Below are 16,248 nucleotides of genomic sequence, written 5' to 3'. Positions count from 1 at the left end.
TCGTTTATGATTCGTAAAAAACGTATTTTGCACTTAGCCCACCTCTGATGCAGAATCCTTATTGGCGGTAGCTTGTTATCTGGAGTTGCTAACTTAGTCGGCAGATCAAGTTAAGAACAATAAAATATCTTAATTTTGAAATAATGATTAAAGTCCGTAAAAAGTACGATCGCATTTTTAAAGAGCGAGCAGTTGAATTAAGTAAAAACAGAAAAAATCTTTCTGAGCTAGCTCGTGAGTTGGGAATCTCTGCTGCCCAATTATATAAGTGGCGTAAAGAGTCAGAAGAGTTTGGATCAGGAAGTTTCCCCGGGAATGGAAATATGAAGCAAACGCCAGAACAAGAGCGGATTAGTTTCTTGGAAAAAAAACTTAAAGACTCAGAACTGGAACTAGAAATACTAAAAAAGGCCATAGGCATCTTTTCCAAGAGCGATCGGTAATATATAGTTTTATCAAGCAACATCAGGGGCTATATTCGATTGAAAAGATGTGTAAAGTTATGGGCGTTGGATCTAGAAGCTATTATGCTTGGCAAAAACGGTCCCAACAGACAAAAAGCAGGAAATGTAGCAATCTGGAGGACAAGATAAAGGCTATTTATTTCGATAAGAAACAACGGTATGGCAGTCCTAGAATAACTGCGGAGCTGTTGGATGATGGAATTAAAGTTTCTAGAAATACAGTCGCTAAGTATATGAAAAATATGGGGCTACGGAGTAAAATAGGCAAGAAATTTAAAGCTACAACCGATTCAAAACACGCACATAAAATAATGGACAATGTATTAGACCGAAATTTCAAAGCTTCAGAGCCTTCAAAAGTCTGGGTATCTGATATTACTTACATCCATACCAAAGAAGGTTTTTTATATCTAACCACCATTCTGGATTTATATGACCGCAAATGTATTGGTTGGAGTATCAGTGATGGGATGAAAACTGAAGAAACTTCATTGGCAGCTTGGAAAATGGCAATTAAGCACCGTAAACTGTCTCCTGGTCTAATTTTTCATTCGGACCGTGGCGTACAATATGCATGTGAAAAATTTAGTAACACGTTAGATTCCTATAAAATCATAACAAGAAGTATGAGTAGAAAAGGTAATTGCTGGGATAATGCAGTAGCAGAAAGCTTCTTCAAAACGCTAAAATCCGAGCAGATTTACGGTAATAAGTTGATTACCAAGGATCAGATGAAAGCAGAACTATTCGAATACATAGAAATCTGGTATAATCGAGAACGTCGTCACTCCACATTGGGAAATCTTACAATTGAGCAATTTAATAAAAAAGAGCAAAAAATTAAAAAAGCTGCTTAACTAGCACTGCCGATTTTATTTGCAAGTCCAATCTTTTATAATTCGGTTTGTCAAGCAAATCTGGTGTTAGGTTAAGGAGTAGTTGCTAATAACTGGCTCGACGATAGACCCGCCAACTTAACAGAATAGATGTATATCACATCTGTATTATTTTTTGGCAGCTCATTTATTTTACTTTACTTTGTTTCATAAAAATAATGCATAATTGAACGATATAAATCTATCACATGATGCAAAGACGGAAGATGAGAGTCGTTATCAGGGTAGACACACAAAGTCTGGAAATGCCTTTCTGCATCGTAAGCTGCCTTCGGCAGGTGAAACCAAACGAGTAGTAAAAAAAGAGAGCTTTGGCAAACCTAACAGCAAATATGACCACTACATCGCATGATGTGATTAGCGAAAACTACCTTCGGCTTAACATTAGCTCGGGAGGCCTCCCCATAGGTTCTATTGATTTTATTTCGGAAAAGATCAATTTCAATATTAGTGGTCGATCTTTTTTTAAAGGCATGGCGGCTATAAACCAACTCGAATTAGAATATAGCGATGGAAAATTAATTTTTATATTCAAGAACAAAAAGAATTTAGCGTTAAATTGCAGTTTAAAAGAATTTGAAAAAGTATGTACACATATAAAGACTTATGGATATCGTAAAACATACTAAAAAAAATATAGATTAATAGAAGTAGCTTGAATTGGAAAAACGAAGATGATCCCCCCATATTGACGGATAAGCACTTTTCTCGTTTTTGAGAAAGGAATTGATAACATAGAACTTGCTTTTAATTGTTGAATAAAATTGGTTTGGAAACGTATAAAAAAGAACTCGTCAGGATCTCGGCTATTTTCGAAAATTTCTATACTGCAAAGTTTGCCAGATATTCAACCTCTAAATTAAGAGTTGATCCTCGCTAATAAGTAATCAAGGTAAATTGATCAGATGATGTAAACATTTGTCTACCATTTCAATATGTTAATAACTTTATGCCGATTATTTAATCATTGTTTCACAATAAAAATAATTTTATACGTTATCTTTAAATAGTATAATAACGAATCGCATTTATCACATAAAATTTATAATAGAAAAAAATGGGAAAATTTGTAGTGAAAACAAGAAAAGATGGTGAGTTTCAGTTTAATTTAAAAGCAGGAAATGGTCAGGTAATTCTGAGTAGTGAGGGCTATAAAACTAAGGCAAATTGCTTAAACGGCGTTGAATCGGTAAAAAGAAATGCGCAGGACGATGATAAATTTGACAGAAAGACTTCGACAAACGGTAAACATTACTTCAATCTGAAAGCGACCAATGGTCAAGTTATCGGAACAAGTGAAATGTACGAAAGTGCAAATGGAATGGAAAACGGAATTGAATCCGTAAAATCAAATACACCCAATGCTACCATAGAAGATCTCGATTAAAGTGTAAAACTTGATTTGCATAAGCAAATAATAAAAAGCCCGAAATTTACGCTCGGGTTTTTTTGGTTAATCGGCAGCTCTTTAAGTTTATTGAAAAATCAATACTTTAACATGCATTTAACGTTATCGTATAGTGTTGATTCAAATATAAAATGTAATTTCACATCAGTCAATCACTTTAGATTGCAAATTAAATACGAGAAATATCTCCACTTCAGAAATCACATGTCCCAGTCTGTTAAATTCGACAATGTTAATACATTGTTCTCCAAAGCGTTAAAGCAAAAAATCAATAATTATTTTAATAATTCGTTAAAGCAAAAGACTGGCAACCGAAGGATATTTCTGAAAGCCACTATTCTTTTGGCTACTTTTATCCTTTTATATATTCTCTTGGTCTTCGTTCCACTTCATTGGAGCATTGCTGTCGTGCTATGCCTTATTTTCGGAGCTAACTTAGCTGCTATCGGCTTCAATATCATGCACGATGCCGGACATAATTCGTTTTCGGATAACAAACGTCTGAATACGGTATTGTCCTACACACTCAATCTCTTGGGCGGCAATATCTATTTTTGGAAACTTAAACATAATATCGCCCACCATACGTATACCAATATTGATGGTGAGGACCACGATATTGAAATTAAATTTATGCGTATCCACCATGATCAGAAGCTGAAAAAACACCACCGCTATCAACGGTTTTACTTTCCGCTGTTATACGGTATCTCCTATTTGGCCTGGATTTTTTATCAGGATTATGAAAAATATTTCCGCGGCCGCTTGGGAAATCAAGCCGAGCGTTTTCATTTTCCGGTCAGGGAGCGTGTCATTTTTTGGCTCAGTAAGATCGTACATTTCTCGCTATTTGTGGTTCTTCCCATTATCTTTGTCGGTTGGCTTCCTACCCTCTTTGGTTTGTTAATTGCTGGCGTTGTCTGCGGAATGAGTCTGGCGACGATATTTCAACTGGCACACGTTGTTTCCGGAACTGAATTTAAAACAGTTGAGGGAGCACGTGTGGAAGAAGAATGGATGATTCATCAGATCCAGTCCACGGCCAATTTCGCTACAAGGAGTAAGGTATTAACCTGGCTGCTCGGCGGACTTAACTTTCAGGTAGAGCATCATCTGTTTCCCAAAATAAGCCATGTGCATTATCCTGCACTCAACCGTATCGTAAAACAAACTTGCAAGGAGTATAAATTGCAATACAACGAATTCAGGACTTTTTGGGCAGCGTTTAGGTCGCATATCGGGGTTATTCATGCCATGTCAAAATAAACTTAGTCGAATGATTCAATATTGTTCTGCAAAGTAAAATTAAAAACTCCTTCTTCATTCGTGATTTCTATTGGAAGAAGGAGCTTTAATGCGATATTAAGGCAGTAAATGAATTTATTCTGAAAATAAAACACAAAATATACTATATACCAATATTTTATACCTATACTTGTATCATAATCAGGTTCCGCCCTTGCTTTTCTGAATCGTCGAGTATCCCTTTCCGCTCAGTTTTTGCATTTCCAGAAGCTAATTTTGTTTTCAAAATAATAGTGAAGTACCTTTTTGAACTTGCATAAGACCAAGCCCATTAAATACAAAACATCATTTCTTGCAAACAAATGGATTATTTCTCGTTGTTGGGACAGAATCCTTTATACAACGTGTGTAAACAGAATAATTTAATACTAATATATAATACAATGCAAGAAGGAACAGTAAAATTCTTTAACCAGACAAAAGGTTTCGGTTTTATTACACCAGCTGATGGTGGTGAAGACATTTTCGTACATGTTACCGGTCTGATCAATGAAGTACGCGAAAATGATAGCGTAACATTTGATTTGGAAAATGGAAAAAAAGGCATTAACGCCACAAATGTACGTATCGCTTAATTAAGTAGAATAGTCAATCTGGGAGTTGCATGGCGCATCTTCTAACGACGTGTAGCAGATTTCTGCTACACGTTTTTTTGTCCATCGATTGCCTCCCATCTACGCCAGGTGCTTTAGGTTCAGGCGATTTATCTAAATGACTATCGGATTTCTAATTTTAGCGTATATTTTTTATTAAATTGGCCTTAGAAACTGATGAGCACGGACCAAGAAACATATCAAAGCTACAGGATTCCCGTTCCGGAGGAATTTGAAACAGTGTTTTCTCATTTTTACTTTGCAGCGAATACATCAGAAAACAATATTACAAAAACACTGCTACCATCATTTCAGACAATGATGGTGTTTAATTTCGGGACACCGGCCTTACTGATCTCCAAAGAAAAGGCAAAAATTAGCATTGGTAACTGCATTGTACTCGGCCCAGTTAAACAAGCCTTTTCTTACACTTTACTCCCGGGGACACAGCTATTGATCGCCAATTTCAAAGCTGATGCTTTTTTTCGTTTTTTTTGTAGACCATACCCTTCCAGGGATCAGACCATGGATCCTGACGAGCTCTTGTTGGACAATTGCTTTCACTATTTATGGCAGCAGCTAAATGAAATCGACGATGTGGCAGAGAAAGTAAAGTGTATCTTAAATTTTTGTAAGCCTTATTTGAGGTCGCAGGATGATATTTCTGCTCTACTTTTCCATTTTCAATCCGGGCCACTGAATCCTGTTAAATCTGTTGCCGGGCAAACCGGACACAGTGAAAGAAATATTCAGCTCATCCATAAAAAACATTTTGGATTCAGCGCCAAGGAATTGAGTCGATATGAGCGTTTTATCAAAGCGATTGGATTCATCCAACAGCTAGCCTCTTCAACAGGAAAGGTAAACTGGTTTAAAATAATCGAGGAATGTGGCTATTATGACCAAAGCCAATTGATTCATGACTTCCAACATTTTATCAATACTTCACCCAAAAAATTTTTAAAATTTCAGCGTGATGTCTGCAGGGCATCTGATGGATAGGCCTTTTCGTTTTCTTACAATTTTCCCGATTGCATTCCTGATAAATTTGTTCCATTCAAACAATTAAAAATAAAAACAATGAAACATCTCATCATCTATGCGCACCCAATTGACAGCAGTTTAAATAATCACTTTAAGCAAATTGTTAAAGACACCTTGCTACAAAATGGACAGGAAGTCATCGTAAGAGATCTCTATCAATTAAATTTTAATCCGGTATTGTCCCTTGATGATATCAACGGCCAACGCCGGGGAATTGTGGATCAGGACGTAAAAAGAGAGCAGGACTATATTATATGGGCCGATTCCATTACTTTTATATACCCCATCTGGTGGACGGGTATGCCTGCCATTATGAAAGGATATATAGACCGTGTATTCAGTTATGGATTTGCCTACAGATATGATGCCGGTATTCAAAAAGGCCTACTAACCGGAAAATCGGCATACATCATCAATTCTCAGGGTAAATCAATGATGGAATACCAAGAAACCGGAATGGACAAAGCCCTAAAATTGACCTCTGATAAAGGTATATATAGTTATTGTGGTCTTGAAATCAAGCAACACTTTTTCTTTGATCGGGCTGACCGCGCAGAAGATCATACTGTCGAAGCATGGGGATCACAGCTCAGACAGGTCTATTTAGAAAATAAACTAGCTGTTTAAATAAAAAACTACTGTGCTGCCTAGCAATGGACAAAAAATCCGGGAAACAGTTTCGTTTCCCGGATTTTCCGGTCAATGGTTTCGATTTAAGCAGAGCCTTTAGGAAAAGAAGCTAATTTTCCCAATCTTTAAACTTGCATTGCTATACGTCCTTTCGATTTTCTGAATTCCGTCAGGCTCACTATGTGTGTCTTTTTAAAAAATTTATTCAGATGGCTCTCATCTGAAAAACCAAATTCGGACACAATTTCATTGATCCGCATATCACTAAAAAGAAGCCTATGCTCGATCAATCGCATTTTATAATTTAATATATAATGCTGGATAGTTTCACCACATTGCTTTTTAAAGTAGCTGCCAAGATAACTTTCAGAGAAGCCGAATTTATGAGCGATTGAAGATACTTTTAACAATGACGGATCATGGATATTTCCCTGGATATAATTAATAATGTCTAACACCCGTTTATCTGTATTGGATGCCACATGTGCTACTCTCATCTTTGAAATATTCCTTGCCGCAATAACAATCAATGCATTCACATAATGTAAGGTCAGCTCCTCCTGAAAGAGGTCCGGATGATTGATGCCATGGAGAAGCGAGGAAACAATCGAATCAACCAGAATAACATCAGGTTTATTCTGTAAAATGCACCCGGACAAATAGGAAGCCCCATATAATAGACATTCCATCGAATTTATGCTATTCCACTTGTAGTCTTTTACATACCGTTCGCTGAACTTAACGAGCAAAAATTCTGTATGTTCGATTACTTCCAAATTATGCTGATCATTTGGTGTAAGGAGTATGAGACTGCCCTTGCTATATGAAGCGGTATTATTGTTAATTTTAAGAAATCCTCCTCCACAAATGACATATATGATTTGAAAAAAGGAAAACTGGTTATCTTTTAAAGGACAGTTTACCACCTGATGGTATTCCACTTTGACCAATTGATCGATATTCTCTCTCCTCATAACGCAAAAATACCTATTTATCATTAATAAATACTGATTTTTCAAAATATTTCTGTTCAAATTTGCTACATCAAAACTTTAGATAGCAATGAAAAAATCAATCTACGTCCTGGCACTTGGTGCATTTGGCATAATTACAACTGAATTTGGAATAGTTGGAATCCTTCCGACAATTAGCCGCGAATTCGGCATATCATTAGATACTGCCGGATGGTTACTCAGTGCTTTTGCGATAACGGTGGCAGTTTCGTCACCTTTTATCACTTCCTTCACGACCAAAATAAATCGGAAACTTCTCCTATGTCTGGTTATGAGCATATTTGTCCTCTCAAACTTAATCTCTGCATTTTCTTCAAATTTCACTATGTTGATGGTGGCTCGCATCCTGCCAGCAATATTACATCCGCTATTTTGGAATATCTCTATCGCTATTGCCTTTAAAAATAGTGGGGCAAAGGGTGTTTCTACGGTCATGTTGGGTCTCAGCTTAGCCACTGTACTTGGAATCCCATTAACTACCTACGCGGTAGATCTATTTAATAATTGGCAGGCTTCATTTTTCCTTAGTAGCGCGATCAGTCTAATTGCTTGTATAGGTCTGTTGGTATTTATACCTTCTATTCCTGCGGACAATACAAAATCCACACAAAATCAGATCGCGGTACTGAAAAGTCCTCTTCTGTGGCTCAACCTGATTTCAACCATTTGTACACTAGCGGCGATGTTTTCCAGTTACACCTATCTTACCGCCTATCTGGAAGAAATTACTAAGATGGATGGCGCACAGATCAGTGTTATGTTACTGCTCTTTGGTGGCATGGGAACGCTAGGAAATTGGCTGATGGGCCTGGCGTTGAACAGAAACGTGCTATTAACAGCAAGATTCTTTTTGGCTTCTTTAATCGCAGTACAGGTGCTCGCTTACTACTTAGGCGGAATATTTGCACCAATGGTCATTATAGTCTCCATCTGGGGAATGATTCATACGGGTGGATTTCTGGTTTCAAATATTCGGACAACTCAGTCGATTCCCCATCACGCCCTTGAATTTGTGAATAGCTTACTTACTTCATCCTTCAATATCGGAATTTCCCTAGGTGCTTTTCTTGGAGGGATAATAAGCGTCTACTATGGTGTACATTATGTTTTATGGGTAAGTATCTTGCTATTAGCGATTACATTTGCGATGAGTTTTGTCACTTTCCCAAAAATGCAAACGCAGGATGAGGCAAGTATAGCGACAAAGCTTGCTCCATCGGTATGTAAACAGGCTTAGGAAATCAGCTCGCATAATAAGCTTAAATAAAAGTATCCCTTTTGTTGGGAAGGGGTATTTTTATTTAAGTACCACTAGCTTCTTGATTTATCACTTTAAAGTTATTCTGTGCAACCGGCAAAAGGTAATTTTAAGCGGCTCCGGTAGCAGTCAAAAATACCAGCACGCCAGCTAAGCCGCAGCCTAAGGCAATGCCAAAGAAAACAGTGGCACCTGCTGCTAAAACGACAGCAAAAAGCATAGCAACCAAAGTTGCTCAGAAAAACAGCCGCAGTACGGACTTATAGAAAAAGATATACCTTGCTAAGGCACAATTCTAAAAATCGGATACAGTAAATGTGATTTTTCATAATAATTCGAATGCTTATATATCCAATCCAATTGGGATTTTCCGTCAGCCGAAAATTTTGGATTACCTGCTTTTTCATTATCAAAGGCAGATTTTAAACCCTTATTTTCTTTTAAAAGTTTGGCTGCCGTATCTTCAAAAACATAGGCAGAATAATATTCTTTCTGCCCAAGAATCGCATCAAAGAAATTCCAGTTGAAATAGGAATCTATCGCTTCGGGTTCCAGCGTCTCCATAAGATACTTTACGCCATCCTGATCCAGCGGAACCAAAAAGTCTCCGGCCCTGAACCTCACTTCCTTCATTTCCCTGAGCACATCGGTATCATAATGAAGATAATGTCCCTCATAAGGAGCAGAAGTTGTCTTGAAATCGTTGATCCGGTATTGTTCCACAATTATGGTCGAATCTTGTTGAATTGGATTCATTCTGATGTGATTGAGCTTTAACAAGTCAATCACTTTCCATTCGGATTGTGGGATTACATAATACTTCGGAATAGTGACTTCCTTGGTTGGACTGTAAGTATTGTACAGCTTAACCCGTTTTGAGAATTTGGAATTTCGGTCATACCACAATCTTTTTTCGGAGGAAACATCACTTGGCTTATATTTTGCCTCAAATCCTTTAAAGTCTATATTTTCATATTTCGTTGTATCAAGTTTCCACGCAATGGAATATTTACTTCCAATACGATACTGTTTTAAATTGTCGGCTCTTTTCTGTTGAATAATCTTATGATTTCGCTCCATAAAATCAAGCGTATTTAGCATATAATGATACGTTGCCTTTACACGATCTTTATAGGGCTTCAACATATGTGTTTCGACCACTGTTCCAATGACATTGAAAAGACTCGTATAACCTGTTGCATATCTTGGTGAATCCATGAAAACAGGAAAACCAAGATCTGGAACATCATTGTGAATATTGACATAGGGGACTGAAATAAATCCATTTTTTTCAAGATCCGTCAACAGTACTTTTTGCATTTCGTTATTAGAATAGTTTCCCAAAATTTTCCCCAAACGTTCCTTATTGGTCGAGATATAAGTAAACGTATATTGATAATCTGCGCCATTGCTGACATGGTTGTCAATAAAAACATCTGGTTTTATCCATTGAAAAATCTGCTGAAAACTCCGCGAATTTTTTGTATCTGTTTTGATAAAATCCCTATTGAGATCATAATTCCTTGCGTTTCCACGAAAGCCATATTCTTCGGGTCCATTTTGATTCGCTCTGGAAAACCCGTTACGATTTAACATTCCGCTGACGTTATAGCTCGCTATCGCAGCTATAATAACATGCTTAGGTGTTTTTATCCTGCCCGTTGCCAGATCTCTCATAAGCATCATGGTTGCATCAATTCCATCGGGCTCTCCGGGGTGAATGCCATTATTAATAAACAGTACCGATTTATTTTCTCTTGCCTCCTCCCGGCTTTGTTGTGATGGATTGAAGATGACAACATCGATCGGGGCCCCGCTGTCATCTTCTCCCTTTGTTTCATAACTGATTGCGGGAAACTGATTCGCCAATCCCTGATAAAATTTGCGCATTTCCTCAAAAGTCGTCGACTGATTACCATTACCTTTCTCGTAAGGTGAGAGATTTTGAGAATAGCCCACATTTGAAATCAATAAAAAGAATAGAACTGGAAGTCTTTTCATAAGATCAATTTAATGTCCTAATTTAAAAAAAACTTATTAAAGTCGGTTTCTTTTGATCAATACCTGTACCAAAACTCTATATGATGCACTTCCCAATGGGGATATCCACATTTCTACCCTCGAGAATTTTATTGGAACTTTCAAGGGTAGATGAAACAGGGCTCATTTGCCAAGAACTGTTCGCTTATAAGGTTTTAACAAGAGAAAGATCTACACCTAGCCCCTTGAGCGAAGCAAATGTGAGCTTGTCCATCATTGCCCCGTCGAAGCGAATTGTTTGGAGTGTTTTGTAATACCTGTTCGTCAAGGTAGAAGTGGACCGAAATGAGACATTTCTAAATGTCGCTCCCTGAAAAGATGCACCTGTCAGCGCGACACGATCAAACATAACATCAATAAAGATCTGTCCATCGAGGTTGATGCCACTCATGTCACAGGATTTAAATGTCGCACCTTTAAACGAACAGTTTTCAAATACTGTTTTTCTGAGATCAGTAGATGTGATCTTAACATTGATCAAGGAAGACTCCGTAAAATTTGCTTTGTTAAGCTCGGAGGCATAGAACTCCGTGTCCGTAAGGATAGTCTTGTTAAAGCTGGTGCCAGTGAGATTGTTTACAGAAAATTTGCAGCCTCTCAAATCGGTTTCCTTGAAATTGGCTCCGGATAGATCACTTCCTTTAAACGAGCTACCGTTGAGATCAGCGTTCGAAAAATCAGCATTCCGCAGATCACTTCCCAGAAATTTGCGTTTGGGGGCATAGACACCCACAAAATCAGTTCCTGCTAAAGCACTGCCGCTGAAATCAGTCAGTAGTGTTCGTTCCGGCTCCGTGCTAGGATCCACGTCGCGGCTCTTTCCGGCTAATATACCATCAGCATTGTAATCCGTAAGTTTAGGAAGCTCCCTGCCCCGTTCCACCAGAGTGCTGTCAGAAAAATAGTCCAATCCCACGGCAAAAATATCGGCCAGTTGATGGATTGTCATAAAATCAGGGATGGATTCTCCACGCTCCCATTTTCCGACGGCCTGTGGACTAATAAACAAAAGCCCTGCGAGTTGAGCCTGAGACATATTTTGTGATTTTCGCGCATTGGCAATTCTATTGCCTAATATCTTTACGTCCATAATTGTAATTCCGTTTATGTTTGACTCTGCAAAGATACACGGAGCCATGGTCGAATAGAATAAAATAACGACTACTTCTAGTTGTTATTGCACTACTTATAGTTGCAATTATCATCCTATAGTTGCAAAGCAGCATATATTTCATCGGTCAAAGACAAATCGTTGCTACTTGTTGACTTTCTCATCGACAAGCGCAAATTCTTCCCACAACTTGTTGATTGCTGTTGTTGGCAACCTTTTTTTGTTTGATGAAATGAGAATACGATACCGAAATGTAACTGAATTGCCCTTTTCCAGTCTAAAATTCAAGACTTCATTCCCATTACTAAAAACTTTTTGTCCAAGTGGGTTGGCAGCAAATAAGCCGTAGCCCCGTGCGTGCCAATAAGTTGGATAGCCGACATTATCCGGATGGTCCATAATCACTATACCAATGGTATCTTTTCCCTTTTGTCCATAAAGCATACACCATTTCCCCTGGGTGCCCCAAGCATCGTCCCCTGTCTTATTCTCACTGGTCAGGTATTGGCCTGTAACATTATGCTCAGAATTGCGCTTAACTGTTGTTGCGGAACCGTGGATATCTGTAAACTGCCGTTCTTCTTTGGACGGCAGTTCCAGTTCGTGTGCGACACGCAGACCTAATAGCCCATCCTTGACATCGGCAAAAGAAACCGCCTCCATAGCAGTAAATGTTGTTGTCCGGTCGATGATTCTAATATTCGTTGTTGCCGTAAAAGTGAACGCGGTATGTTCTTTCAACAGCACATGTTTTTTGATGTCGCACCAGTCTGCCGTGTATTTTATGACACCGGCTCTACCACTTTTAGTTTCGGAGATAGCCGTTGTTTTGATCCAGCCATATTTGTTTTTCTTAACCTCCGGTATGGCAGATGAGTTATTCCAAAAATCAAGGCCATTGACACTTTCATAGTTCATCCACAAGCCGATATGGTGTGGGTGATCTGTGGGGTCCCCCGCACGTGGAGCCAGTGGAAACCCTCGGGTAATAACTTCGCCATTGGCGGCAAAAATCGGATACAATATCGGTTTTTCCAAATTATCCGGATAGATAAATGCGGTAAAAGGGCTATCATTTGCCGTAACAATAATTTCCTTACGCGCGCTGTCTTGCCGAACAGTTATAAATTGTTTTTTTTGGGCGGACACCAGGGGTATAATGACCGCTAGCGATAGAGTAAGTAAGAGTAGTTTTTTCATTTGTCGGATTGATCTGAATTAAACCTCGTTAATATTTGAATGCTTTCCCCCCTGCAATCACTTCTTGTTGCTTGTCATCGAAAATAATTTTTTCTCCTGTCCTGTACGCTGCATTTGCCATAATAACCGCAATTGAATGGTTATACCCCGCTTCAATTGGCGCATTGGGTTCTTGACGGTTACGGACACATTCCATCCAATTGCGTATATGTGCCATTGTGACAACATCCCCGCCGGTATTCGCCGCCGTACCGACACGGATATTATTCAAGGCGATATCCGGCAACAAATTTGCCTTCATTCCCATTGCACTAGCGTAGGCTTCAGTTAGACCGCCGGTAGCCGATATTTTATTGGTATCCAAATTGAGCGTCCCACCGTTGCTGTAATAAATTTCCTTCACCTCCTCTCCGTTCAGGACGCCTGAATTTGTCTGCCTGGATTTAAACAATACCTGAAACCCTTTAGTCAGATCGTTTAATGGACCGTAATCAAATACAGCAGTAAAGGTATCCGCATTTTCCCTACCATCTTTCCAAAGGTAATTTCCTCCATTTACCGCTACGCTACGAGGGTGCAGAAGACCTGTAAACCAATGCACTGTATCAATCTGATGGCATAGCCATTGTCCGGGAATGCCAGATGAATAGGGCCAGAATAATCGATATTCCAGATAATGTCTGGCATTGAAAGGTTCTTTCGGGCGATTAAGCAAAAATCGCTTCCAGTCGGTATCTTCTTCTCTTAGTTTGCCCACTAGATCAGGTCTACGCCATCGTCCCGGCTGATTGACGTTCCAGGTGAGTTCTACCATGACGATATCTCCAAATTTTCCGCTTTTAATAAAATCATTTGCCGCAAAGTAATTCAAACCGCTCCGACGTTGTGAACCGATTTGCACAATCTGTTTACTATCTTTCACCGCCTTTAATACCGCACGGGCATCTTCCATTGTTTCGGCCAGTGGTTTTTCGACATAAGCATCTTTACCGGCGTGTACCGCTTCTATCGCATGTAGCGCATGCTGAAAATCAGAGGTCGAAATAAATACCGCGTCGACATCCTTAATGTCGTACAAGGCCTCATTATTCAGGCAAGGTTTAATGGCATGCCCCAGCTTTTGTTTCCAGAAATCCACGCCTTCCTCCCGACGCAGCTTCCAGATATCGCTTACAGCAATAATATCAAAATTCAGCTCTTTATAGGCTGCAAGAAATGAGGGAGCGTGTGCTCCTTTATGTCGATCTGAAAATCCAACCACCCCAATATTGATGCGGTCATTTGCGCCAATAATCCGTCGATAACTTGAAGTACTGACTGCATGTGTTCCTGTATACACACCTGCAGTCAACAGCCCAGCTTTCTTTATAAAATCTCTACGTGAATTAATCATATTTTAAGTTTATCTAAGTTTAGTTACTTAGTAAAAGAATATTTTTGATATTTTGTTTTCTTTTGACTACTTATTATCGGTTCGGCAGTGAACAAAAAGCATTTTTTGCGGCTAAAGATCTTCATTAATATTGCCTCCTCACTTCTGGGAAATATTTGCCTACAAAGCAAGTTAACAACTTCCCGATGACTACGACATGTGCATTTTTTTTATTTCTGCTTTCTAACCAGGGATATTTTACGCAAAAATATATTCCGCAAACCGATTATTTTATGTTAATATAATTTTAGTATTTAACAATATCTGTTTATATTTAACTTGCAATCGCGACAGCAATTAATTAAATGCCAAATGAAAAAAATAATTCAAGAAGAGGAACTAATCACGGTTGGAAGGATGCAAAAAGATCCTTTTATTATGGCCATGGAAGAAAAAACAGCTTGGAAAAAAGAGCTAAAACAGAAAATCCGTAGTTACGTCTTTGCCCGACAGCAACCTTTGATTTACCGGAAAAATGGACAGATGGTCGCTGAATATCAAGATGGAACAATTCAAAGCATCTAAATATGGCAACAATATATATCATAGCCGGCCCACCTAACATCGGTAAAAGTACTTTCGGACCAGACTTTGTTCCTGAGGGTATAAAAATACTTGATCCCGATCTTATCGTGCAGCGTTATCGCGAGCTCGGCATCAGGAGTGGGTACAAACGATTTGAAAAAATGTTACAGCATGAACTTTCCGCCAACCGGGACTTTGCGATAGAAGTCAATTTAGGATTGAGAAAACATTTCGACATGTTGAGAATGGTCAAAGCTTTTCATTCCGATAATAGAATAGAAATATTATTCTTCTACACGGATCATATCGATATTTGTCTGGCCCGGGCACAGGGTCGAAAAGATCACCAAACCCATCGTAGTATGGAAACTATTGAAGATTTATACGTTCGGGCCCTGCCATTGCTCAAACGAAATCTGGATATTTTTGATACGCTAAAGGGTGTGGACGTAAGAGAAAACTCCATAGAGCCTGAAATCATTTTTCATTATCAACAGTCCTCAGCCACTATCGAGGTCTCTAAAGAGCGACCGCGATGGGCAGGTTAATAAAATTAAAAAAATATTTGTACAGCAACTGAATATTATTCTATCTTTGCAATCATCAGATGATATGACTATATGAAAACTGAACACATTGTAAGAAGATCTTTGGCTGAGGAAGTTGCTGCTGCGATTGAAGAAAAAATTAAACTGGGCAATTTCCCGATTGATTCGAAACTCCCCACTGAGCCCGAATTAATGAAACAGTTTGCGGTAGGAAGATCAACAATTCGCGAGGCCGTTAAATATTTAAGTCAATCCGGTTATCTGCATGTACAACAGGGGCTAGGAACTTTTATCAAGAGTGTGACTGGACATCACGCACTTGACGCAAAAATTGAAAAGGGTAATTTTAACGATATTTTTGAGGTAAGACATGTCCTGGAATTGAAAATTATTGAAAAAGCAGCAGTAAATCGAACAGAAAACGGACTGAAAGATATGGGGCTCGCACTTAAAAACAGAACAAAATATGCTACAGAAGGAAATCTTATTGCTTGTGTGGAAGCAGATATCGCTTTTCATAGCGCTGTTGCTGAATCTTGCGGCAATAATATTCTGACAGCCTTATATAATACCTTATCGGTTCACGTTAATAAATTTTTCATGGAAATTTATAAGGATACCACACCATTTCTCGCCTCACAAAAGCAGCATGAGGATTTAATGCAAGCAATTAAAGATAAAAATATCCAGCAGGCTGTTGTAGTAGCGAATCAAATTATCCAACATAAATAATTTTATTAACCTTTTATCCTTTATGATCCCGACAATCAAATAACAATAA

General features: G+C 38.6%; 16 protein-coding genes. 11 read left to right on the top strand and 5 right to left on the bottom strand.

The window, feature by feature from the left end; genetic code table 11:
• Positions 1–143 precede the first annotated feature (143 nt).
• The 7 genes from ABTV71_RS13025 to ABTV71_RS12995 all read left to right on the top strand — a co-directional run bounded on the left by ABTV71_RS13025 (position 144) and on the right by ABTV71_RS12995 (position 6,337).
• Positions 144–443 (top strand): transposase, encoded by a 300-nt coding sequence (locus tag ABTV71_RS13025; protein ID WP_070566721.1) that lies wholly within the window; start codon positions 144–146, stop codon positions 441–443.
• Positions 443–1,321, top strand: a complete 879-nt coding sequence (locus ABTV71_RS13020; RefSeq protein ID WP_433903708.1) for an IS3 family transposase — start codon at positions 443–445, stop codon at positions 1,319–1,321. Before ABTV71_RS13025 ends, ABTV71_RS13020 begins: the two co-directional genes overlap by 1 nt.
• Positions 1,322–2,417: 1,096 nt before the next feature.
• Positions 2,418–2,747: a YegP family protein gene (locus ABTV71_RS13015; RefSeq protein WP_433903445.1), complete on the top strand. Its 330-nt coding sequence runs from the start codon at positions 2,418–2,420 to the stop codon at positions 2,745–2,747.
• 225 nt (positions 2,748–2,972) lie between these two features.
• A complete protein-coding gene (locus tag ABTV71_RS13010) occupies positions 2,973–4,034 on the top strand; it encodes a fatty acid desaturase family protein (RefSeq protein ID WP_433903444.1) in 1,062 nt (353 codons plus the stop codon).
• Between the two features lie 422 nt (positions 4,035–4,456).
• Positions 4,457–4,648: a cold-shock protein gene (locus ABTV71_RS13005; protein WP_104381945.1), complete on the top strand. Its 192-nt coding sequence runs from the start codon at positions 4,457–4,459 to the stop codon at positions 4,646–4,648.
• Between the two features lie 195 nt (positions 4,649–4,843).
• A complete protein-coding gene (locus ABTV71_RS13000; protein WP_433903443.1) occupies positions 4,844–5,668 on the top strand; it encodes an AraC family transcriptional regulator in 825 nt (274 codons plus the stop codon).
• 78 nt (positions 5,669–5,746) lie between these two features.
• On the top strand, positions 5,747–6,337 hold the full coding sequence (locus ABTV71_RS12995) for an NAD(P)H-dependent oxidoreductase (protein WP_433903442.1): 591 nt from the start codon (positions 5,747–5,749) through the stop codon (positions 6,335–6,337).
• A 128-nt stretch (positions 6,338–6,465) separates the two neighbouring features.
• Here the strand turns inward: ABTV71_RS12995 and ABTV71_RS12990 are convergent, their stop codons facing one another.
• Complete coding sequence (locus ABTV71_RS12990) at positions 6,466–7,314, bottom strand: AraC family transcriptional regulator (protein ID WP_433903441.1); 849 nt, start codon at positions 7,312–7,314, stop codon at positions 6,466–6,468.
• An 88-nt stretch (positions 7,315–7,402) separates the two neighbouring features.
• On the opposite strand from ABTV71_RS12990, the gene ABTV71_RS12985 reads away from it, so the two are divergent.
• Positions 7,403–8,590, top strand: coding sequence for an MFS transporter (locus ABTV71_RS12985; protein ID WP_433903440.1), 1,188 nt, complete (start codon positions 7,403–7,405; stop codon positions 8,588–8,590).
• A 303-nt stretch (positions 8,591–8,893) separates the two neighbouring features.
• Here the strand turns inward: ABTV71_RS12985 and ABTV71_RS12980 are convergent, their stop codons facing one another.
• The 4 genes from ABTV71_RS12980 to ABTV71_RS12965 all read right to left on the bottom strand — a co-directional run bounded on the left by ABTV71_RS12980 (position 8,894) and on the right by ABTV71_RS12965 (position 14,355).
• Positions 8,894–10,612, bottom strand: coding sequence for a M14 family zinc carboxypeptidase (locus ABTV71_RS12980; RefSeq protein ID WP_433903439.1), 1,719 nt, complete (start codon positions 10,610–10,612; stop codon positions 8,894–8,896).
• 184 nt (positions 10,613–10,796) lie between these two features.
• On the bottom strand, positions 10,797–11,741 hold the full coding sequence (locus tag ABTV71_RS12975; RefSeq protein ID WP_433903438.1) for a pentapeptide repeat-containing protein: 945 nt from the start codon (positions 11,739–11,741) through the stop codon (positions 10,797–10,799).
• Positions 11,742–11,906: 165 nt separating this feature from the next.
• Entirely contained in the window at positions 11,907–12,962 is a 1,056-nt protein-coding gene (locus tag ABTV71_RS12970; protein ID WP_433903437.1) for a PmoA family protein, read from the bottom strand.
• A 28-nt stretch (positions 12,963–12,990) separates the two neighbouring features.
• Positions 12,991–14,355, bottom strand: a complete 1,365-nt coding sequence (locus ABTV71_RS12965) for a Gfo/Idh/MocA family protein (RefSeq protein WP_433903436.1) — start codon at positions 14,353–14,355, stop codon at positions 12,991–12,993.
• 351 nt (positions 14,356–14,706) lie between these two features.
• Between ABTV71_RS12965 and ABTV71_RS12960 the strand changes: the two genes are divergently transcribed.
• From ABTV71_RS12960 to ABTV71_RS12950, 3 genes are all read left to right on the top strand, one after another.
• On the top strand, positions 14,707–14,919 hold the full coding sequence (locus tag ABTV71_RS12960; RefSeq protein WP_121124713.1) for a hypothetical protein: 213 nt from the start codon (positions 14,707–14,709) through the stop codon (positions 14,917–14,919).
• Positions 14,920–14,921: 2 nt separating this feature from the next.
• The gene (locus tag ABTV71_RS12955) at positions 14,922–15,467 is read left to right on the top strand and encodes a hypothetical protein (protein WP_433903435.1); all 546 of its coding nucleotides are present in this window, start codon (positions 14,922–14,924) and stop codon (positions 15,465–15,467) included.
• Positions 15,468–15,539: 72 nt separating this feature from the next.
• On the top strand, positions 15,540–16,199 hold the full coding sequence (locus ABTV71_RS12950) for a FadR/GntR family transcriptional regulator (protein ID WP_433903434.1): 660 nt from the start codon (positions 15,540–15,542) through the stop codon (positions 16,197–16,199).
• Positions 16,200–16,248: the final 49 nt, after the last annotated feature.

Origin of the sequence: Sphingobacterium puteale, assembly GCF_050986225.1 — a bacterium.
Classification (GTDB): domain Bacteria; phylum Bacteroidota; class Bacteroidia; order Sphingobacteriales; family Sphingobacteriaceae; genus Sphingobacterium; species Sphingobacterium puteale.
The sequence above is the reverse complement of the archived record's forward strand: the minus strand, read 5'-3'. Positions and strand labels throughout refer to the sequence as shown.

Coding starts and splice junctions, on each gene's coding strand:
- ABTV71_RS13005 (WP_104381945.1), top strand. CDS start 4,457: ATGCAAGAAGGAACAGTAAAATTCTTTAACCAGACAAAAGGTTTCGGT.
- ABTV71_RS12970 (WP_433903437.1), bottom strand. CDS start 12,962: ATGAAAAAACTACTCTTACTTACTCTATCGCTAGCGGTCATTATACCC.
- ABTV71_RS13000 (WP_433903443.1), top strand. CDS start 4,844: ATGAGCACGGACCAAGAAACATATCAAAGCTACAGGATTCCCGTTCCG.
- ABTV71_RS12985 (WP_433903440.1), top strand. CDS start 7,403: ATGAAAAAATCAATCTACGTCCTGGCACTTGGTGCATTTGGCATAATT.
- ABTV71_RS13015 (WP_433903445.1), top strand. CDS start 2,418: ATGGGAAAATTTGTAGTGAAAACAAGAAAAGATGGTGAGTTTCAGTTT.
- ABTV71_RS12950 (WP_433903434.1), top strand. CDS start 15,540: ATGAAAACTGAACACATTGTAAGAAGATCTTTGGCTGAGGAAGTTGCT.
- ABTV71_RS12965 (WP_433903436.1), bottom strand. CDS start 14,355: ATGATTAATTCACGTAGAGATTTTATAAAGAAAGCTGGGCTGTTGACT.
- ABTV71_RS12990 (WP_433903441.1), bottom strand. CDS start 7,314: ATGAGGAGAGAGAATATCGATCAATTGGTCAAAGTGGAATACCATCAG.
- ABTV71_RS12960 (WP_121124713.1), top strand. CDS start 14,707: ATGAAAAAAATAATTCAAGAAGAGGAACTAATCACGGTTGGAAGGATG.
- ABTV71_RS12975 (WP_433903438.1), bottom strand. CDS start 11,741: ATGGACGTAAAGATATTAGGCAATAGAATTGCCAATGCGCGAAAATCA.
- ABTV71_RS12980 (WP_433903439.1), bottom strand. CDS start 10,612: ATGAAAAGACTTCCAGTTCTATTCTTTTTATTGATTTCAAATGTGGGC.
- ABTV71_RS12995 (WP_433903442.1), top strand. CDS start 5,747: ATGAAACATCTCATCATCTATGCGCACCCAATTGACAGCAGTTTAAAT.
- ABTV71_RS12955 (WP_433903435.1), top strand. CDS start 14,922: ATGGCAACAATATATATCATAGCCGGCCCACCTAACATCGGTAAAAGT.
- ABTV71_RS13025 (WP_070566721.1), top strand. CDS start 144: ATGATTAAAGTCCGTAAAAAGTACGATCGCATTTTTAAAGAGCGAGCA.
- ABTV71_RS13010 (WP_433903444.1), top strand. CDS start 2,973: ATGTCCCAGTCTGTTAAATTCGACAATGTTAATACATTGTTCTCCAAA.